Genomic DNA, 17,526 nt, shown 5'->3' with positions numbered 1-17,526 from the left:
TGTTTCCTCAAAGCAGCCACGTGACGAGTTGCGGGAAGAGGATGATGAGGAGCAAGCCGAGGGCCTGAATGAGGATGAACGGAACCGCGCCCCGATAGATATGCGTCGTCTTCATCTCCGGCGGAGCAACGCCGCGCAGGTAGAACAGCGCAAAGCCGAAGGGCGGCGTCAGAAACGACATCTGGAGGTTCATCCCGATCATCACGCCGAACCAGACGAGGTCGATGCCGAGCGCGAGCGCCGCCGGGGCCAGGAGCGGGATGATGATGAAGGCGATCTCGAAGAAGTCGATGAAGAAGCCCAGCAGGAAGATGGCGAGGTTCGCCACGAAGAGCATCCCCGCGACGCCGCCCGGCAGGTTGGTCAGCATATCCTCGATCCACAGGTCGCCGCCGAGGCCGCGAAAGACGAGCACGAAGGCCGTCGAGCCGATGAGCAGCAGCATCACCATGGAGGTGAGCTTCGTCGTCTCGGCCATGGTCTCCCGGAGCACGGCGAGCGTCAGCCGCCGGTTGACGAGCGCCAGGGCGACGGCCCCGAGCGCCCCGAGCGCTCCGGCTTCGGTGGGCGTGGCGACGCCGGCGAAGATGGAGCCGAGCACGAGCAGGATGAGCACCAGCGGCGGCATCATCACCAGGACGACGCGCCTGAGGAGCGCCCCGGCGGAGAGGCCGCGCACCGACGCCGGAAGCGCCGGCGCCTGCTCCGGGCGAAAGAGGGCCACCCCCACCGCATAGAGCCCGTACATCCCCGCGAGCATGAGACCCGGCACGAGCGCGCCCACGAACAGATCGCCCACGGACACGCCGAGTTGATCGGCCAGCACCACCAGCACCACGCTCGGCGGGATGATCTGCCCCAGCGTGCCCGAGGCCGTGATGATGCCCGCCGAGAGCTCTTTCGAGTACCCGTAGCGCAGCATCACCGGCAGCGAGATCATTCCCATCGCCACCACCGATGCGCCGACGACGCCCGTGGCCGCCGCCAGCAACGCCCCGACGAACACCACCGCCAGCGCCAGTCCGCCCCGCATCGGCCCGAAAAGCTGCCCGATGGTCGTCAGCAGATCCTCGGCCAGGCGCGACTTTTCGAGCATCGTGCCCATGAAGATGAAAAACGGCACCGCCAGCAGCACGAAGTTCGACATCACGCCGAAGGTGCGATCGGGCATGGTGAGCAGGAGGTGCCAGTCGAGCAGCCCCAGTTCGATGCCCAGGAAAGCGAAGAGCAAGGCCGTGCCGCCAAGGGCGAAGGCCACCGGATAGCCGGAGAAGATGAGCACGAGCGCTCCGGCGAACATGAGCGGGCCGAGCCAGTCCTCCATCATACGTGCCCCCCGCCGTGCACCTCGGCCTCCTCGGCGCCCTCACCCGGCAACGCTCCGCGCAACACGGCGACCTGTTTGATCAGCATCGACACGCCCTGCACGAGCAGGAGCAAAAACGAGAGCGGAACGACCGCCTTGATCGGATAACGCGGCAACCCGCCGGGATCCGGCGACATCTCCCGCACCAGCCACGAGTTCCGCACCGACGGCCACGAGACCCACAACATCAACACGCAAAACGGGATCAGGAAAAGCACCGTCCCGGCCAGATTGAGCCACGCTTTGCCTCTCGGCGACAGACGGGCGTAGAGCACGTCGACGCGGACGTGGGCGTCGTGCTTGAGCGTGTAGGCGGCCCCCAGGAGAAAGACGAGGCTGAAAAGGTACCACTGCAGTTCGATGTACAGGTTCGAACTGAGGCCGAGGCCGGTGTATCGGTCGAGGTACCGCGCCACGGCATTGTACGCCCCGACGACGACCATCACGAGCGTCAGCCAGTACACCACGCGACCCGTCCGTTCACTGAACCGGTCGATGCCGTACGCCACTCGAAGCCAGCGTTGCATGGGCGGGAAGGTCTGGGAAAAAGGCAGCGAGAGAGACGCCGGCGGAAATTAGGACCTTTCGGGATAGGAGTCCACTGCCGGCGCCGGGGGCGCGCAATCGAAAAATCTGCCCTTGTGACTTTCCCGGTAGTTGTGGAGATTGGAACCGTTCGCTTTCCTTTTCACCTCATGCTCGTCTCGATGATGAACCGCCTCGCCCTTTCCGCCCTAGCCGTCGCGTTCCTCGGCGTCGCCGCCTTCTTCGCTTTCGATCTCGGAACGGAAGAGCCGCCGCTCGTCTCCACCTTCTCCATCGTCGGCTTCGACCCCGAGACGGGCGACCTCGGCGTCGCCGTGCAGTCCAAGTTTCCGAACCTCCGGCCCGTCGTGCCGTGGGCGAAGGCGGGCGTCGGAGCCGTTGCCACGCAGAGTTTCGCCGAGCTCGACTACGGCATCAAGGGGCTGGAGCTGATGGAGAACGGCGCGACGGCCGAGGAGGCGCTGCGCATCGTCCTCCGAGGCGACGAGGGGCGGCAACAGCGGCAGGTCGGCATCGTCGACGCGCGCGGCAACGCGGCGATGTGGACCGGGACGGCGTGCTTCGACTGGGCCGGCGGCCGCGTCGGGCAGGCAGACGGTCCCCCGGCGAAAGGCGGCCTCGAACAGGGCAACAACGGGACCGTCCTCACCGGCTACGGCTACACCGTGCAGGGCAACATCCTCGTCTCGAAGGAGACCGTCGAAGCCATGGCCGAGACGTTCGAGACCACCGAAGGCAGCCTCGCCGACCGGCTCGTGGCGGCCCTCATCGCCGGGGGCAAGGCCGGCGGCGACCAGCGCGGCGAGCAAAGCGCGGCCCTGCTCGTCGTGCGCAAAGGCGCAGGCTACGACGGACAGGACAACTTCGTCGACATCTCGGTCTACGACCATCAGACGCCCATCGCCGAACTCGCCCGCCTGTACCGGCTCAACAACCTGTACTTCACGCAATCGAAGCCGGAGCACATGATCCCCGTCACGGAGGACATCGCGAAGGAGCTTCAGCAGATCTGGAAGGTGCGCGGCTTCTACGACGGTCCCATCGACGGCGTCGTGGACGCCGAGTTTCAACAGATCCTCGTCGATTACATGGGCTGGGAAAACTACGACCTCCGCATCCCGCCCGTCGAGAACGTGGACCTTGCCGCCGGGGAGACGCTCAAGATCGACCGCGAGGTGCTCGAAGACATCCGCAAGGTGTTCCGAGAGGGCCGGTGGAAGCCGCGCGTGCGTTGACCGCTCCGGGCGCCGGGGCTAGTTTTCGGTGGTGGGCGGGCTGATCATGAGATGCGCCGTGGGGGTGCCGGGGCGCATGATCCACGGTGCGCCGGGGCCGATGGGATGATCCGGAAGCCCGGTCGAGGCGGGGGTCGCATACGGGATGTACACGGCATAGAGCCGCCGTTCGCCGGTCACCTCGCCCGTGGTCGGGTCGAAGCTGTCGCCGGAGAGGTTGTACACGCTCGCCGGCGCTTCAGGCATCTTCAGCGCGCCCTCCTCGGCTTCCCGGTGCCGGACCTCGAAGGACTCGGCCCCGGTGATGCCTTCGGCCCGGAGTTCGCGTCCACGCGCCATGTACGGTTCGAGCGAGACGTGATAGCAGGCGGCATGGAAGCCTTCGCGGTTCGGGTCGTCGGCCAGGCAGATCATCTCATTCTCGCCCTCACGGATCGTGACGAGCTTCCCGTCGGCGGTATAGCCCATCACTGCGGCTCCGGCACGGAGGTCTTCCGGCAGCGGGCTGACGGCCCCGGCGATCTGCGCCTCGGCGTTCGGCGCCTGCGCCTCGCAGCCGAGCACGGGAACGAGCGTCACCGCTATCAAAAGGAAAAAGGAAAGCCTGATGCTCGACATGGGAGACCTCCACGGTGGTGAATGGGGGGATGCGTCACGGATTGAAGGCGCGCGGGGAAACGATACGACATGAAAAGGCGCACGGGGAAAACGTACGACGGGGAACGCCGCGTGTCAACCCGGGGCCGACGCGCCCGGTAAAACGCGCGCCCCGGGAAACCAACGCTCGGCGGCGGTCATAGGTGTCTCGGGCGCGTTGTGTAGTTCTCACGAAAAAGCATCGAGCCGACCGCCGCGCCGTTGCATTAATTGGCGTAAGCGCTTACGCTTTTCGTTCATTTTTCCGCGCCCGGGTTTCACGCCGTGAAGATTGTCTGTTGATCGTCATCCTTTGTCTCGGCCTTTTCAACGAAGCCCCTCGCGCCCCGAAACCCGGTCATCGCAGCTTTTTATGGAGAAGCCCCCTCTTCCGCCGGAGCGCCCTTCCACGCCGTCTTTCGTGCAGCCGTTCCTGCACACGCTCAACCGTTTGCAGGAGCGGGAGACGTTGCGGCCCGCGCAGTTGACGGACCGGGCGCGGGCGCTTCTCGTCGAGTATTTCGGCCCTTCGGCGCGGCCGACGGAAGCCGCCTTCGCCCACGGCAGCCTGAGCCTGATCGGCGAGCACACGCACTATTTCGACGGCTTTGCGCTGATGCTGCCGATGCGGCGGGGGATGGCGGTGGCCGTGCGCGCAGCCTCCGGCGGCGCCTCACGCGTCGCGCTCGAAGGAGGTCCGCCGTGGACGTTCGAGCCCGCCGCCCCTTCCGGCACGGAGGCCTCCCGCGGCGCTCCGCCCGTTGCCGCGCGCGTCGTCGAGGCACTTGCGCGGGAAATGGCGCCGGAGGGCGTCGCCCTAGAGGCCGTTCTCGTGGGCACGGTCCCGGAAGGTTGCGAGGAGGCGTATCTGTCCGCCGTGGGCATGGCCGCCGCGCGCGCGCTTCAGGCGCTCTTCGCCCGCACCGACGACGACGTTTCGTTGCTGCGCATGGTCCGGGCGCACCTCGTCGCGTGCGCCGGGCGTCCCGTCAGCATGGCCTACCTCCAGGCCGCCAACGACGCGCACCCCGACGCCTTCATCCTGACCGACACCCACACGCTCGAACACCTGCCCCTCGAAGCGCCGCCCCGCGAAAAGCTTGGCTGGGGGCTGCTCGACCCCGGAGTCCCCGCCCCGGTCGATGCCGCTTTCTACCGTCGGCGTCAAAAGCGGGTGGGGACAGCGCTGACCCTCCTTCAACGCAAGGGCTTTCCCCATCTCACCTCCTTCCGCGATCTCGAACACCCCGACCTCCAACGCGCACTCGAGGCGCTGCCCCGCCGCTATCGTCCTCTCGTCCGATACCTCGTCAGTGAAAACCGGCACGTGCACAAGCTCGTCTTCGCCATCCGAAAGAAGGACTGGCAAATGTTCGGCGCGTTGCTGTTGATCTCGCACGCCTGCCGCCGCAACGACTGGGGCATCACCACGCCCGAGGCCGACTTCATCGTGGATCAGGTGCAGGCCATGACGCTGGAGGGGCTCTACGGCGGTTGCATGAGCGGGCGGGGCGGCGGCGTGCTCGTCGTCGGGCAGCCCTTCACCATCCCCGAGGCCTTCGAGCGCATACAGGAAGCCTTCGAAACGCGATTCGAACGCTCCCTTCGCGCAATACTCCTGTAGCCCGGTACGTTTATGCCCCGGCGTCCCCCTCCGATGGATCCTCCGGCGCAAAACGAGGGTATGACTTTTTCTATCGTCCTTTTCCGGGGCTCCGCGACGACGGGACCGCACGCGCCCGTAACCGCCCGGCGCCTCGGATCGTTGAGCCAACGTCCTCCGGAATCCAGAATCTCCAAACCTTCTCTATTGCATGAGCGAATTCGATCTGGCGTTCGTCAATGAACAGATTGCGCAAGAGAGCGCGTTTATCGAAGACTTGTTGGCGGAGATCAGCCGCGCGGTCGTCGGGCAGCGCTACATGGTCGAGCGTCTGTTGATCGGGCTGCTCGGCGGCGGCCACGTGTTGCTCGAAGGCGTGCCCGGCCTGGCCAAAACGCTCACCGTCAGTTCCCTCGCCCGGGCCATCGGCACCCGCTTCCAGCGCATCCAGTTCACCCCGGACCTCCTGCCTGCCGACCTGCTCGGCACCCTCGTCTACAACCAGAAGGAAGGCAACTTCTTCATCAAGAAGGGCCCCCTCTTTGCGAACATCATTCTCGCCGACGAGATCAACCGCTCGCCGGCGAAGGTGCAGAGCGCGTTGCTCGAAAGCATGCAGGAGCGGCAGGTCACCATCGGCGACACCACGTTTCCGCTCGAAGAGCCGTTCCTCGTGCTGGCCACGCAGAACCCCATCGAGCAAGAAGGCACCTACCCGCTCCCCGAGGCGCAGGTGGACCGCTTCATGATGAAGATCAAAGTCGGCTATCCGTCGCGGGACGAAGAGCTGGAGATCATGCGGCGGCAGGCCCGCACGGGCGACAAGGCGACCCTCCGCGCCGTGGTCACGCCCGAGCAGATCCTCTCGGCCCGGCGCGTGCTCAACGAGCTTTACATCGACAAGCGGGTGGAGCAGTACATCGTCGATCTGGTGGTGGCCTCGCGCGAGCCGGAGCACTACCGCCTCTCCAAACTGGCGCCGCTCATCGAATACGGCGCTTCCCCGCGCGCTTCGATCTACCTGAACCTGGCCGCCCGCGCCCACGCCTTCCTCCACCACCGCGCCTACGTCACCCCCGAGGACGTGCGCTCCATCGCCATGGACGTGATGCGCCACCGCATCGCCATCACGTACGAAGCCGAGGCCGAGGACATCACCAGCGAGCACATCGTTCAGCGCATCCTCGAGACCGTCGAGGTGCCCTGAGCCGACGAGGGCCGCCCCGACCCGCCATCCCAAAGCCGACCTGGATCATGCCGCATCAGCCGAAAATATTTCAGAAGGAGTCGATCACCGTTGCCTTCATGGTGGAGCAATTGCGCCGCACGGTGGGGATCGACATACAGGCCCTCAACGACGTGGACACCACTGAGCGCGAGGTGGTCGAGAGCACGCTGCACCGCCCCGGCCTGGTGCTGGCCGGCTACGTGGATCTGTTCACCCACCACCGGGTGCAGATCCTGGGCAACACCGAAAACAGCTATCTGCGCAGCCTCACGCCGGAGGAGCGCCGGAAAGCGTTCGGCAACCTGCTCAAGTTCTCCATCCCGTGCATCATCCTCACCGAAGGCAACGACCTCGAAGACGACCTCGTGGAGATGGCCACGCAGGCCGGCGTCCCGCTCTTTCGCACGACGCTCACTTCCGTGAACTTCATGGCGATCCTGCGTGATTTCCTGCTCGACCAGTTCGCCCCGCAGCAATCGATCCACGGCGCCCTGGTGGACGTCTACGGCATCGGGCTGCTGATCACGGGCAAGCCGGGCATCGGAAAGAGCGAGGTGGCGCTCGATCTCGTCGAACGCGGGCACCGGCTCGTGGCGGACGACGTGGTGATCGTGACGAAGAAGGACGCGCAGGTGTTGATGGGCTCGGGCACGGAACTCGTCCAGCACTTCATGGAGATCCGGGGCCTCGGCCTGATCGACGTGCGCGCCATGTTCGGCATCCGCGCCATTCGGTTCCAGAAGCGCGTGGAGGTGATCGTCAGCCTCCATCCGTGGAACCGGGACGAAGAGTATACCCGCCTCGGCATGGTCGATGAGACGCGGGACATCCTCGGCGTAGAGTTGCCGCTGGTGAAGCTGCCCATCACGCCGGGCAAGAACGTGACGGTGCTGTGCGAGGTGATCGCGATGAACCACCTCCTCCGCCACTATGGATACGACCCCGCCGAGGTGTTCGCCGAGCGGCTGGCCGAGCGCATCCGCAAGAAATCCGCCCCCGTCCCGACGCGCGGCATCGAGTACTTCGAGCACGACTACGAATAGGCCGGCGGCGGCCGGGCGGCCTGCTCAGAACGCCCGGTCGGGGCGGATGCGCATCACCCACGTGTCGAACGGAAGCGTCTCGTCGCCGACGAGGCTCCGGCGCGCGGAGGAGGCTTCGGCGCGGGTCTCGAACTGCCCGACGACGACGCGATAGCTGAGACGGCCCTTGAAAAGCACGCCCAGCACCCCGACGCGCAACTTTTTCTCATGAAACTGCGCGGCGATCTCCCGGGCCCGGCGGCGGCTCGTCTCGATGGCGACGACCATCGTATAGCCCCCTTCGGTGAGTTCGATGGGATCGTGCCCGTAGAGACGACGGTCCGGAACGGGCAGCGGCGGCCGTTCGAGCGGCGTCGGCGGAGCGGTCGCTTCCCTCTCGGGCTCCGCCACGATGCGGCGCTCTTCGGCCGGCAACGCGCGCGGCCTCGTCGAGGCGCCCGGAGGCTTCTCTCCGGCCCGATCCTCGGCGCGTCGCGGCGGCTCCCGCACCTCCCGCCCGGCTTCGGCCGGTTCGGAGCGGGGAAAGAGGCCGGCCAGGTTGATCTTGTCGAGGCTGATTTTGTCGAGCGGCACGCGGTCCATGGAGAGGCCGCCCCACACGAGCAGGCCCGCAAGCATCGCCGCCGCCAGGCGCCGGAGCCGGCGACGTTTGCGGAACGCGCGCCCGCCGAGCCGCCACAGCCGGGCGGTGTGATCGGCGCTCCCGGAGGCCAGGCGCGTCCCGTCCGGGCTGAAGGCGACGGACATCACGGCGCCGGTGTGCCCCTTGAGACGGGTGAGAAGCCGGCCGCGCCGGGCATCCCACAGGCGCACGGTCTGGTCGCGCGCGGCGCTGGCCAGGCGCGCGCCGTCCGGGCTGAAGGCGACGGACATGACCCAATCGGAATGGCCGGTGAGCTTGTGGCGGAGGCGGCCCGTCTTCACCTCCCAGATGCGAACGGCGCCGTCGACGCCGCCCGAGGCGAGCTTCGCGCCGTCCGGGCTGAAGGAGACCGAGGGGATGTAGCCGGCATGCCCTTCGAGCCGGTGGAGGAGGCGGCCCGTCTTCACCTCCCAGATGCGAACGGCGCCGTCGGCGCTTCCGGAGGCGAGCTTCGCGCCGTCCGGGCTGAAGGAGACCGAGAGCACGTAGCCCGTATGCTGCCCGAGGGTGCGCAGAAGCCGCCCCGTCTTCGCGTGCCAGATGTGCACGGCCCCGTCCATTGCGCCGGAGGCGAGCGCGTCGCCCTCGCGGCTATAGGCGACGGAGAGGACGTAGCCCGTGTGCGCCTGAATGGTGCGCAGGAGCCGCTCCGTCTCCACCTCCCAGATGCGGATCGCGCCGTCGACGCACCCCGAGGCGAGATACACACCGCCGGGACGAAACGACACCGAGCGCGCGGACGGCCCTTTGAGCAGATGCACGGGGCGGCCCGTCTTGACGTCCCAGATGCGGATCGCGCGATCCTTGCACGCCGTCGCCAGGCGGCGGCCGCCCGGCCCGAAGCCCACGGCCTCGACGGCTTCGGCATGGCTGAGCAGAAGCGCCGGCGGCCCTTCGTCCGGCAGCGGCTCCGGCCCTCCCGCCGCTTCTGCCCGCGACGGCGGCCCGGCAGCGGCGCGGGGCGGCTCAAGCGCGGCGGCAAGGTCGGCGGCCCGCATAAAACGTTCGTTCGGGTCTTTGGCCAGACATCGGCCCACAACCTCGGCCAGCCACGACGGCACGTCGTCCCGGAGTTCCCGGAGCGAAGGCGGCGGCTCTTCGAGGATGCGCCGAAGAAGCGCCGTCAGGCCCGTCAGGCTCTCGTCCGTCCGCACGAAAGGCACCCGCCCGGTCAGACATTCGAAAAGGACGACGCCCACGCTGTAGAGGTCCGAGCGCCCGTCCATGGGCCGTCCGTCCGCCTGCTCGGGACTCATGTACTCCGGCGTGCCGAGCGTCCCCCGCGAGAGACGCGGGAGCGAGGCCGTGAAGGCGATGCCGAAGTCCGTGACCACGGCCCTGCCCTCCGGCCCGAGGATGATGTTCGCCGCCTTGACGTCGCGGTGGATGATGTGGTGGGCATGGACGTGTTCCAGCGCCTCGGACACCTCCACACCCACCCGGATCACCTCTTCGACGGACAACGGCCCGCGCGCCCTGAGCACCTGCTCGAGGTTGTCCCCCTCGACGAACTCCATCACCAGAAAGGGAAAGTCGCCCTCCGCGTCGGCGTCGAAGACCGAGGCCACGCCGGGATGCTTCAGCCGCGCCAGCATCCGCGCCTCGCGCTTGAAACGTTCGAGCGACTCGGGGTGCTCGCGGAGCCCCGGCGGCAACACCTTGAGCGCCACCCACCGGTCCAGCCGAACGTCGCGGGCCTTGTACACGGCCCCCATGCTCCCGCTGCCGATTTTTTCCCGGACGTCGTAACGACGGAAAACGGGTGTTCGTATCGTTTCTCCCATCGCTTCTTCTGTCAGTGTACAACGCAGTGTACACGCCGGACTACCTTCCCCCGATGCTTTTCCATGCCTCTCAAGCTTTCGGCAAAGCCGGGACGATGTTTCGTCGTCGCGCTCCTCTCCGCCGACGCGACCCCGTTTTTCCCGCAAGAAAGATGCCCGGCGCCCCTCCATGAAAGGTATCCTTCCGCGGCATTCTTACAAGTCCAAAGCGCATCGCACCCCGAAAATCCTCTTTCTTCGGAGGAGATGGACCGGGCGCGCGGCCCGTCTCATGGGCGCCTGCTCCGCCCGCGGCGCTCCCGGACGCGGGCCTGGATCTGCTCGGCAATGCGGGGATAATGGGTCAGCACGCGACTGAACATGGCGCGGTCGAGCCGGTAAAGGCCGCAGTACGTAGCGGCGCGCACGCCGGCCGAGCGCGGCTGATCGAGCACGCAGAGCGCCGCCACGACGGCTTCGAGGGCGTCGAGCGGCGTCTCTTCCCAGAAACCCGGAATGAGTTCTCGAGGGGAATGATCAACGGCTGAAGGACGGCGTTCTCCGCTTCGGTCATCGGCGGCGGCGGGCAAGGCGGAGGGCGTCGAAGAGGCCTCCAGGATAGCGCGACCACGCTCGTGTTGCCGGCCCGCATGACCCGAACGCCCTTTCTCTCGCACACCGGGATCCACACAGAGAGCCCGACGCCCCAATCGTGCGCGCCGGGCTCTCTCACCATGGAGGCGCCGGTTCGCGGATCCGGCGTCCTGGGGCCGAGGGATCACCCCGGGAGCCTCCGCGCTCCGGCTTCTTCCTGTCGCTCCACGGGCTAGATACGCATTCCCGTGCCCTGTGAATGCCGGGTATCTTCCGAATCGAAGGTCAGTTTTCCTGTATGCCCCATGTAGGGCCGAACCCTACGCCCCCAGACGGCAAAAGCCCGGCCTTACGGGGCCGAGCCTTCGCTCAGAGGACGTACCGCCAGGATTTATTGATTGCTTTATTGTCACGGACCGTCTCTCCTGATCCGTGTATCGATCCCAAACCGGCGGACTTAAATTTTGCGCGTCGAACGTCGGGACGTTTGACGTTCTATCGTTTTCAAACGATCTGATCCGGGGCAAATGCAAGGATGGGACCGCGATAGCGGAAGAGCTTCTGAAGAACCCGGATCAGCTTCGGCGACTGTTGCCGGACGTACCACTGGTCGGCGGCGCGGCGCACGCCGAGACCGTACGTCGGGTACGGGTGGATGGTGTCGGCGATCTGCCGGAGGGTGACGCCGTTGCGCATCGCCAGGGCCAGTTCGCCGATCATCTCGCCCGCGCTCGCGCCGAGGATGCTCGCGCCGAGGATCTTGCCGTTCTTCTTCGCGAAGACTTTGACCCACCCGGTCGTCTCGCCTTCGGTCACGGCCCGGTCGATCTTCGAAAACGGAAAGCGGAAGATCTCGAACGGCTTCCCACGCCCGGCGAGTTCCGCTTCCGTCGCGCCGACGTGGGCCAGTTCGGGGTCCGTGTACGTCACCCACGGCACGTGCTTCGTGTCGATCTTCATCGGGATCTTGAGGAGCGCGTTCGTCACGGCGATCTTGGCCATGTGCTCGCTCATGTGGGTGAACTGATAACGCCCCGTCACGTCGCCGACGGCATAGATATGCCGGTGGTTCGTCCGGCACCGGTCGTTCACCGTGACGCCATTGCGGGTGAAGGCGACGCCCGCCGCGTCGAGGCCCAGCCCTTCCACGTTGGCGCGGCGGCCCGTGGCCATGAGCACGGCGTCGGCACGGACCTCGCCGGGCGCTCCGTCCCGCGCGAGCCTGACGACGACTTCGCCGCCTTCGCGCGCGATCTGCTCCACCCCCGTCCCCAGCACGAACCGCACGCCCTCGGCTTCGAGCCTCTCGCGGAGCCGGGCGGCCAGTTCCTCGTCGTCCCGCACGAGCAGGCGCGGCAGCATGTCGATCACCGTCACCTCGCTCCCGAGGCGGGCGAAGGCCTGCGCCATCTCCGTCCCGATGGGACCGCCGCCGACGACGGCCAGGCGCCCGGGCAGCGCCTCGAGTTCGAAGAGCGTCTCGTTGGTCAGGTGCGGCGTCTCCTTCAGCCCGTCGATGGGCGGGACGAAGGCGCTCGCCCCCGTCGCGATCACGAAGAAGCGCCCCGTGACACGGTCCGTTCCTCCGGCGCGCGCGATCTCGACGGTGTGCGCGTCGAGGAAACGGGCCGCGCCGGTGCGGACCTCGACGCCCATCTTCTCGTAGATCTCCGGCGCGTCGGCTTCCTCATACACCGCCTGCCGCACCGTGCGGAGGTGCGCCATCACCCGGGCGAAGTCCACCCGCACCGGCGCGTCGGAGAGCCCGAAGCGCCCGGCGTTCCGGAGGTGGTGGGCGATCTTCGCGGATTTGAGGAGCGTTTTGCTCGGCACACAGCCGTGCCACGTGCAGTCCCCGCCGAGGCGCGCGCGCTCGATCATCAGCGTCTTCGCCCCGAAGGTCGCGCCCATGCCCGAAGCAGTCAGCCCGGCGGCGCCGCCCCCGATCACGATCAGGTCATAGTCATACGCCATACCTCAGGCCTCCTTCACCTGCGCGCGAATCTTCTTCGCGGTGGAATACACACCGAAGACGACCATCCCGGCCACCACGCCATAGACCCAGAAGGGGATGTTTCGCCCGGCCACGAGCAGGTAAAGGTACGCAGAGACGAAAAAGAATGCGGCGGAAAGCGCCGGAAGCGCCACCGACTTTCCGCGACGGTAATTGCGCACGATCCATCCCACCGAGAGGGTAAAGAAAGGGATCGCGCCCACATAGATGCTTCCAAAAATGATCGGATGGACCCCGTATCGGTCGCCCAGACCGAGGAACCAATCCTGTATCATGTGCCAGTCCATGATCTCACGTGTCTGTGGGGAAAAGGGCCGCGCCGGTCTCCGGCACGCAACTCCCGGACGCCTTCGGTCTCGAACCTCTTACCTCCGGCGCGGGTATCGGGGCTTGGTTGTCCCGCGTTCGTTTTCGTTTCGCCCGCGCGTCGAAACGGCCTTCGCGTAGCCCAGACCCCTCATTTTTTCGGCGAATGGACGGGAAGACGGCTGGGTTGTTTGCCTCCGGCTCGCTATCTTGTTCGGATCGTCCCGTTTCCACTCCTGCCTGACTACACCGCTGTGGAATCCCTTCCCTCCAACAAGTCCGTCGACGAACTGGTCGAACACCTGCTCCGTGATCAGGATTTTCTTCTCTCCAAGGAGATCAAACACAAAGTCGAGGAGCTGAACCAGTTGCTCGTCAAAGCGCAGAGCCAGAAGCTCAAGGTGGACCTCGAGGTCTCCCGGTTCGACATCCCCAGCGGCGGCACGGTGGCATACCTCGACGTGAAGCTCTTCAAGCAGATCTGAGCAACGGATCAGGCCGCCCCTGGTGCAGGATCGCCGAACCGGCATCCATGCCCCCCTTCCTTCCGAAGCGAGCGCTGCTTCAGCGGCGTCATCCCGGCGGGCCACGGTGAAGGCGTCCGTCGTGAGCCGGTGCCGGTAGGACATGCCCGGCGGCCCCACCCCGAGCGGCAACATCTCGCCGCTCCACCTGCTCAACGTCAAGCGGCCGGCGTTCGAGACCGACCCCATCAACCCCCCCACCGGCGCGGCCCGCACGCCGGCCGGTGCGAGCGGCCGGCCCCCGTGTAGAGCAGTCTGCCGCCTATCCGGTGAGCGACCTTGCCTCGGCGTTGCCCACGACCTATGCACTGGAGGCGGCCTACCCGAACCCGTTCAACCCTTCGACGGAAATTCGCTTCGCCTTGCCGGAGCGTGCCCCGGTATCGCTGGTAGTTTACGACGCACTCGGGCGGGAGGTGGCCCGCCTGGTGGACGGGACGCTTGCGGCGGGGTATCACCGGGTGCAGTGGGAAGCCTCCTCGATGCCCTCGGGGCTTTATCTCTACCGTCTGACGGCGGAAACGTGCGTACACGGAAACCCGGCGCATGATCTTGATGAAGTAGAGCACATCGTCCACCCGCTTCACAAACCCGGATCTCTTTTGCACGAAAGGGCCGCTTTGCGTAGAGGCGGCCCTTTCTTCACCCCAAACCGGCCCCGCCGCCGCCCCGCACGCGCTCCGGGGGGAGGTGAATTGTTCATGAGGTACGGGGAAAACCGCCCGGAGCGGGCGTATAGGCCTCGGACCGGCTTCGGGAACTCCCCACGTATAAATTGACTCCCATCCGGACCGAAGGGTATATTTACCGGTCCGGCTTTTCGGATCCCCCCACGATTTCTACTTATTGTCGATACACATGGCAGACACCACCGATTTTCGAAACGGTTTTACGATGATCTGGAACGGCGACGTGTGGCAGATCGTCGAGTTCATGCACGTCAAGCCGGGCAAAGGCGGCGCGTTCGTGCGCACGAAGCTGAAGAACGTGCGCACCGGGCGCGTGGTCGACAACACGTTCCGCGCGGGCGAGAAGGTGCAGGAGGCGCGCGTCGAGCGGCGGCGGTACCAGTTCCTCTACGAAGACGACCTCGGCCTCCACCTCATGGACACCGACACGTACGAGCAGACCTCGGTGCCCTCCGACCTCGTGGCCGGGCGGAAGTTTTTGAAAGAGGGCGGCATGATCGACGTGCTCGTGCACGCCGAGACGGAGCAGCCGCTCACCACCGAGATCGCCAAGAGCGTGGACCTGCTCGTCACGCAGACCGACCCCGGCGTCAAGGGCGACACGGCCACCGGCGCGACGAAGCCCGCCACGCTCGAGAGCGGCGCCGTCGTCAACGTGCCGCTGTTCATCAACGAGGGCGATGTCATCCGCGTCAACACCGACACCGGCGAATACATCACCCGCGTATCCACGGCGTGAGGCGGCCCGCCCGCCGTCTCATCCTTTTCCGGTCATTTCAGAACCGAAGGCCCCGCGTATGGACCTCAAACGAATCCGCCAACTGTTGGACATGGTCGCCGAGAGCGGCGTCTCGGAAGTCGAGATCGAGGAGGGTGACTTCCGGCTCGTGGTGCGCAACACGCTCCCGACGGTGACGGTGCACCCGCCCCCGGCGCCGTACGGGATGCCGTACCCGCCGGCGGCCTACCCCCCGGCGGCGTACGCGCCTCCCCCGCCCCCGGCGGGCGCCGTCCCCCCACCGCCCGCCGGCGCTCCCGCTCAGGCTCCGGCCGAGCCCGAAGAAGCGGCGCCTTCGGCCAACGAAGTGCTCGTGCGCGCGCCCATCGTCGGCACCTTCTACCGCCGTCCCGCCCCCGATCAGGACCCGTACGTCGAGGTCGGCGACACCGTCCGGCCCGGCGACGTGCTCTGCATCATCGAAGCGATGAAACTCATGAACGAGATCGAGTGCGAGGAAGGCGGGGTCATCAAGGCCATCCTCGTCGAAGACGCGACGCCCGTCGAATACGATCAGCCCCTCTTCATCATCGAAAAGGCCTGACCGGGCGCGGCCCCGCCGCCGATGAACGCGCCCCGCCGCACGGTTTCGCGGGGACGCGGCCCGAAAGCCGTGAGCGAACCGAGCCCTTATGTTCAAAAAAGTCCTCATTGCCAACCGCGGCGAGATCGCGCTCCGCATCCTCCGGACCTGTCACGAGATGGGACTCCAGACGGTGGCCGTCTACTCGACCGCCGACCGCGACACGCTCCACGTGCGGTTCGCCGACGAGGCCGTGTGCATCGGCCCGCCGCCCGCGCGCGACAGCTACCTCCGCTTCGACCGTCTCATCGCCGCCGCCGAGGTCACCGGCGCCGACGCCATCCATCCCGGCTACGGCTTCCTTGCCGAGAACGCCGACTTCAGCGCCATCTGCGCCGATCACGGCATCAAGTTCATCGGCCCGTCGCCGCAGACGATCCGCATGATGGGGGACAAGAGCCTTGCCAAGGACACGATGCGGGCCGCCGGCGTGCCCGTCGTACCCGGCTCCGGGGGCATCGTCGAGAACGCGGAGGAGGGCCGGCGCATCGCCGATGAGATGGGCTATCCCGTCATTATCAAGGCGCGCGCCGGCGGCGGCGGCAAGGGCATGCGCCTCGTCACCGAGGCCGGGGATTTCGCCACCCAGTTCGACATGGCCCGGAACGAGGCCGAGGCCGCCTTCGGCGACGGCGGCGTCTACGTCGAAAAGTTCATCTCCAAGCCGCGCCACATCGAGATCCAGGTCCTCGGCGACGGCAAGGGGACGGTCATCCATTTCGGCGAGCGTGAGTGTTCGATCCAGCGACGGCATCAGAAGCTCCTCGAAGAGTCCCCCTCGCCGGTCGTGGACGAGGACCTGCGCCGCCGCATGGGCGAGGCCGCCGTCCGGGGCGCCGAGGCCGTCCGGTATGAGGGCGCGGGCACGGTCGAGTTCCTCCTCGACGCCGACGGGCACTTCTATTTCATGGAGATGAACACCCGGATTCAGGTCGAGCATCCCGTGACGGAGGAGGTCGCCGACTGCGACCTCGTCGAATACCAGATCCGGGTGGCGATGGGGGAGAACGTCCGCAAGCGCGAGGTTCCGTTGCACGGGCACGCCATCGAGTGCCGCATCAATGCCGAGGATCCGTTCCGGAACTTCAGCCCCTCGCCCGGCAAGATCCAGACCTTTCACCCGCCCGGCGGCCACGGCGTCCGCGTGGACACGCACGTCTATGCCGGATACGTCATCCCGCCGCACTACGACTCGATGATCGCCAAGCTCATCGTGCGCGCCCGCACCCGAGAACTCGCCCTCAACAAGATGATCCGCGCCCTCGACGAGTTCGTCATCGAAGGCGTCCAGACCACGATCCCGTTCCACCGGCAACTACTCCGCAACCCGGACTTCCGCGCGGGCCTCTTTGACACGCGCTTCCTCGAACGCTTCACGCTCGAAGACGAGGACGCGTGATTTTGTGTTGAGTTTTCGCTTTTGCGACGTGGACGCTCGGCTTTGTGACCGCTGATTTTTATACTCCGGCACTTTCCCGGTGCGGGCCGCGCGAGCCCCCCTTTCCTCGCCAACCAGTCAGGTGCACACATTATGGACTTCCCCAGCGATCTCCGGTATTCGAAAGATCACGAATGGCTGCGCGTGAGCGCCGACGGCAAAACCGGCACGGTCGGCATCACCGACTTCGCCCAGCAAGAACTCGGCGACATCGTGTACGTCGAACTGCCCGAGGTGGGCGATGTGTTCGCGCGCGGAGACGAGTTCGGCACGGTCGAGGCGGTGAAGACGGTCTCCGAGCTGTACATGCCCGTCTCGGGCACGATCACGGCCATCAACGAGGCCCTCGAAGACGCTCCCGAACTCGTCAACGACGCCCCGTACGGCGAGGGGTGGATGGTCGAGGTCGAGCTCTCGAACCCGGACGAGGTGGACGAACTCATGGACGCCGACGCCTACGCAGCCATGGTCAAAGGCTGATGCGGTGATGCGTTAGGGCATGGAACGTTAAACCGGTCATTCGTTGACGCTTCCGTG

17 protein-coding genes are annotated in these 17,526 nt (G+C 66.5%); 10 read left to right on the top strand and 7 right to left on the bottom strand.

All coding sequences use genetic code 11. The features are described 5' to 3' along the window. Positions 1-7 precede the first annotated feature (7 nt). Together AC1HIY_RS10275 and AC1HIY_RS10270 are read right to left on the bottom strand one after the other, a co-directional pair. Positions 8-1,327 (bottom strand): TRAP transporter large permease, encoded by a 1,320-nt coding sequence (locus AC1HIY_RS10275; protein WP_479576643.1) that lies wholly within the window; start codon positions 1,325-1,327, stop codon positions 8-10. Further along, complete coding sequence (locus AC1HIY_RS10270; protein WP_479576642.1) at positions 1,324-1,893, bottom strand: TRAP transporter small permease subunit; 570 nt, start codon at positions 1,891-1,893, stop codon at positions 1,324-1,326. The genes AC1HIY_RS10275 and AC1HIY_RS10270 overlap by 4 nt, the downstream gene beginning before the upstream one ends. A 168-nt stretch (positions 1,894-2,061) precedes the next feature. Between AC1HIY_RS10270 and AC1HIY_RS10265 the strand changes: the two genes are divergently transcribed. Next, positions 2,062-3,147 carry a DUF1028 domain-containing protein gene (locus tag AC1HIY_RS10265; RefSeq protein WP_479576641.1) on the top strand — a complete coding sequence of 362 codons (1,086 nt, stop codon included), beginning with the start codon at positions 2,062-2,064 and terminating at the stop codon, positions 3,145-3,147. An 18-nt stretch (positions 3,148-3,165) separates the two neighbouring features. On the opposite strand, the gene AC1HIY_RS10260 is transcribed toward AC1HIY_RS10265, so the two are convergent. After that, entirely contained in the window at positions 3,166-3,765 is a 600-nt protein-coding gene (locus AC1HIY_RS10260) for a hypothetical protein (RefSeq protein ID WP_479576640.1), read from the bottom strand. Between the two features lie 391 nt (positions 3,766-4,156). Between AC1HIY_RS10260 and AC1HIY_RS10255 the strand changes: the two genes are divergently transcribed. The 3 genes from AC1HIY_RS10255 (at position 4,157) to hprK (ending at position 7,657) form a co-directional block, all read left to right on the top strand. Next, the gene (locus AC1HIY_RS10255) at positions 4,157-5,407 is read left to right on the top strand and encodes a galactokinase family protein (RefSeq protein ID WP_479576639.1); all 1,251 of its coding nucleotides are present in this window, start codon (positions 4,157-4,159) and stop codon (positions 5,405-5,407) included. A 190-nt stretch (positions 5,408-5,597) separates the two neighbouring features. Continuing rightward, entirely contained in the window at positions 5,598-6,593 is a 996-nt protein-coding gene (locus AC1HIY_RS10250; protein WP_479576638.1) for an AAA family ATPase, read from the top strand. Between the two features lie 47 nt (positions 6,594-6,640). Further along, a complete protein-coding gene (gene hprK / locus AC1HIY_RS10245) occupies positions 6,641-7,657 on the top strand; it encodes an HPr(Ser) kinase/phosphatase (RefSeq protein ID WP_479576637.1) in 1,017 nt (338 codons plus the stop codon). Positions 7,658-7,681: 24 nt separating this feature from the next. Here the strand turns inward: hprK and AC1HIY_RS10240 are convergent, their stop codons facing one another. From AC1HIY_RS10240 to AC1HIY_RS10225, 4 genes are all read right to left on the bottom strand, one after another. After that, entirely contained in the window at positions 7,682-10,084 is a 2,403-nt protein-coding gene (locus tag AC1HIY_RS10240; protein WP_479576636.1) for a protein kinase domain-containing protein, read from the bottom strand. A 269-nt stretch (positions 10,085-10,353) separates the two neighbouring features. Next, positions 10,354-10,653 carry a hypothetical protein gene (locus AC1HIY_RS10235; protein ID WP_479576635.1) on the bottom strand — a complete coding sequence of 100 codons (300 nt, stop codon included), beginning with the start codon at positions 10,651-10,653 and terminating at the stop codon, positions 10,354-10,356. A 508-nt stretch (positions 10,654-11,161) separates the two neighbouring features. Beyond that, entirely contained in the window at positions 11,162-12,631 is a 1,470-nt protein-coding gene (locus tag AC1HIY_RS10230) for a dihydrolipoyl dehydrogenase family protein (protein ID WP_479576634.1), read from the bottom strand. Positions 12,632-12,634: 3 nt separating this feature from the next. Then, on the bottom strand, positions 12,635-12,958 hold the full coding sequence (locus AC1HIY_RS10225) for a hypothetical protein (protein ID WP_479576633.1): 324 nt from the start codon (positions 12,956-12,958) through the stop codon (positions 12,635-12,637). 273 nt (positions 12,959-13,231) lie between these two features. Here AC1HIY_RS10225 and AC1HIY_RS10220 point away from each other — a divergent pair, with 273 nt between their 5' ends. The 6 genes from AC1HIY_RS10220 to gcvH all read left to right on the top strand — a co-directional run bounded on the left by AC1HIY_RS10220 (position 13,232) and on the right by gcvH (position 17,469). Further along, the gene (locus AC1HIY_RS10220; protein WP_479576632.1) at positions 13,232-13,462 is read left to right on the top strand and encodes a hypothetical protein; all 231 of its coding nucleotides are present in this window, start codon (positions 13,232-13,234) and stop codon (positions 13,460-13,462) included. Between the two features lie 263 nt (positions 13,463-13,725). Beyond that, the gene (locus AC1HIY_RS10215) at positions 13,726-14,280 is read left to right on the top strand and encodes a T9SS type A sorting domain-containing protein (RefSeq protein WP_479576631.1); all 555 of its coding nucleotides are present in this window, start codon (positions 13,726-13,728) and stop codon (positions 14,278-14,280) included. Positions 14,281-14,359: 79 nt separating this feature from the next. Then, complete coding sequence (efp, locus tag AC1HIY_RS10210; RefSeq protein ID WP_479576630.1) at positions 14,360-14,929, top strand: elongation factor P; 570 nt, start codon at positions 14,360-14,362, stop codon at positions 14,927-14,929. A gap of 58 nt (positions 14,930-14,987) precedes the next feature. Further along, positions 14,988-15,512, top strand: a complete 525-nt coding sequence (accB, locus tag AC1HIY_RS10205; RefSeq protein WP_479576629.1) for an acetyl-CoA carboxylase biotin carboxyl carrier protein — start codon at positions 14,988-14,990, stop codon at positions 15,510-15,512. A gap of 88 nt (positions 15,513-15,600) precedes the next feature. After that, entirely contained in the window at positions 15,601-16,950 is a 1,350-nt protein-coding gene (accC, locus tag AC1HIY_RS10200; RefSeq protein WP_479576628.1) for an acetyl-CoA carboxylase biotin carboxylase subunit, read from the top strand. 132 nt (positions 16,951-17,082) lie between these two features. Next, entirely contained in the window at positions 17,083-17,469 is a 387-nt protein-coding gene (gcvH, locus tag AC1HIY_RS10195) for a glycine cleavage system protein GcvH (protein ID WP_479576627.1), read from the top strand. The last annotated feature ends 57 nt before the right edge of the window (positions 17,470-17,526 follow it).

It is taken from the genome of Rhodocaloribacter sp. (genome assembly GCF_056451265.1).
Note: the sequence above shows the minus strand (reverse complement) of the source record. Positions and strands in the feature narration are given on the sequence as shown.

Coding starts and splice junctions, on each gene's coding strand:
- AC1HIY_RS10275 (WP_479576643.1), bottom strand. CDS start 1,327: ATGATGGAGGACTGGCTCGGCCCGCTCATGTTCGCCGGAGCGCTCGTG.
- AC1HIY_RS10270 (WP_479576642.1), bottom strand. CDS start 1,893: ATGCAACGCTGGCTTCGAGTGGCGTACGGCATCGACCGGTTCAGTGAA.
- AC1HIY_RS10265 (WP_479576641.1), top strand. CDS start 2,062: ATGCTCGTCTCGATGATGAACCGCCTCGCCCTTTCCGCCCTAGCCGTC.
- AC1HIY_RS10260 (WP_479576640.1), bottom strand. CDS start 3,765: ATGTCGAGCATCAGGCTTTCCTTTTTCCTTTTGATAGCGGTGACGCTC.
- AC1HIY_RS10255 (WP_479576639.1), top strand. CDS start 4,157: ATGGAGAAGCCCCCTCTTCCGCCGGAGCGCCCTTCCACGCCGTCTTTC.
- AC1HIY_RS10250 (WP_479576638.1), top strand. CDS start 5,598: ATGAGCGAATTCGATCTGGCGTTCGTCAATGAACAGATTGCGCAAGAG.
- hprK (WP_479576637.1), top strand. CDS start 6,641: ATGCCGCATCAGCCGAAAATATTTCAGAAGGAGTCGATCACCGTTGCC.
- AC1HIY_RS10240 (WP_479576636.1), bottom strand. CDS start 10,084: ATGGGAGAAACGATACGAACACCCGTTTTCCGTCGTTACGACGTCCGG.
- AC1HIY_RS10230 (WP_479576634.1), bottom strand. CDS start 12,631: ATGGCGTATGACTATGACCTGATCGTGATCGGGGGCGGCGCCGCCGGG.
- AC1HIY_RS10225 (WP_479576633.1), bottom strand. CDS start 12,958: ATGGACTGGCACATGATACAGGATTGGTTCCTCGGTCTGGGCGACCGA.
- efp (WP_479576630.1), top strand. CDS start 14,360: ATGGCAGACACCACCGATTTTCGAAACGGTTTTACGATGATCTGGAAC.
- accB (WP_479576629.1), top strand. CDS start 14,988: ATGGACCTCAAACGAATCCGCCAACTGTTGGACATGGTCGCCGAGAGC.
- accC (WP_479576628.1), top strand. CDS start 15,601: ATGTTCAAAAAAGTCCTCATTGCCAACCGCGGCGAGATCGCGCTCCGC.
- gcvH (WP_479576627.1), top strand. CDS start 17,083: ATGGACTTCCCCAGCGATCTCCGGTATTCGAAAGATCACGAATGGCTG.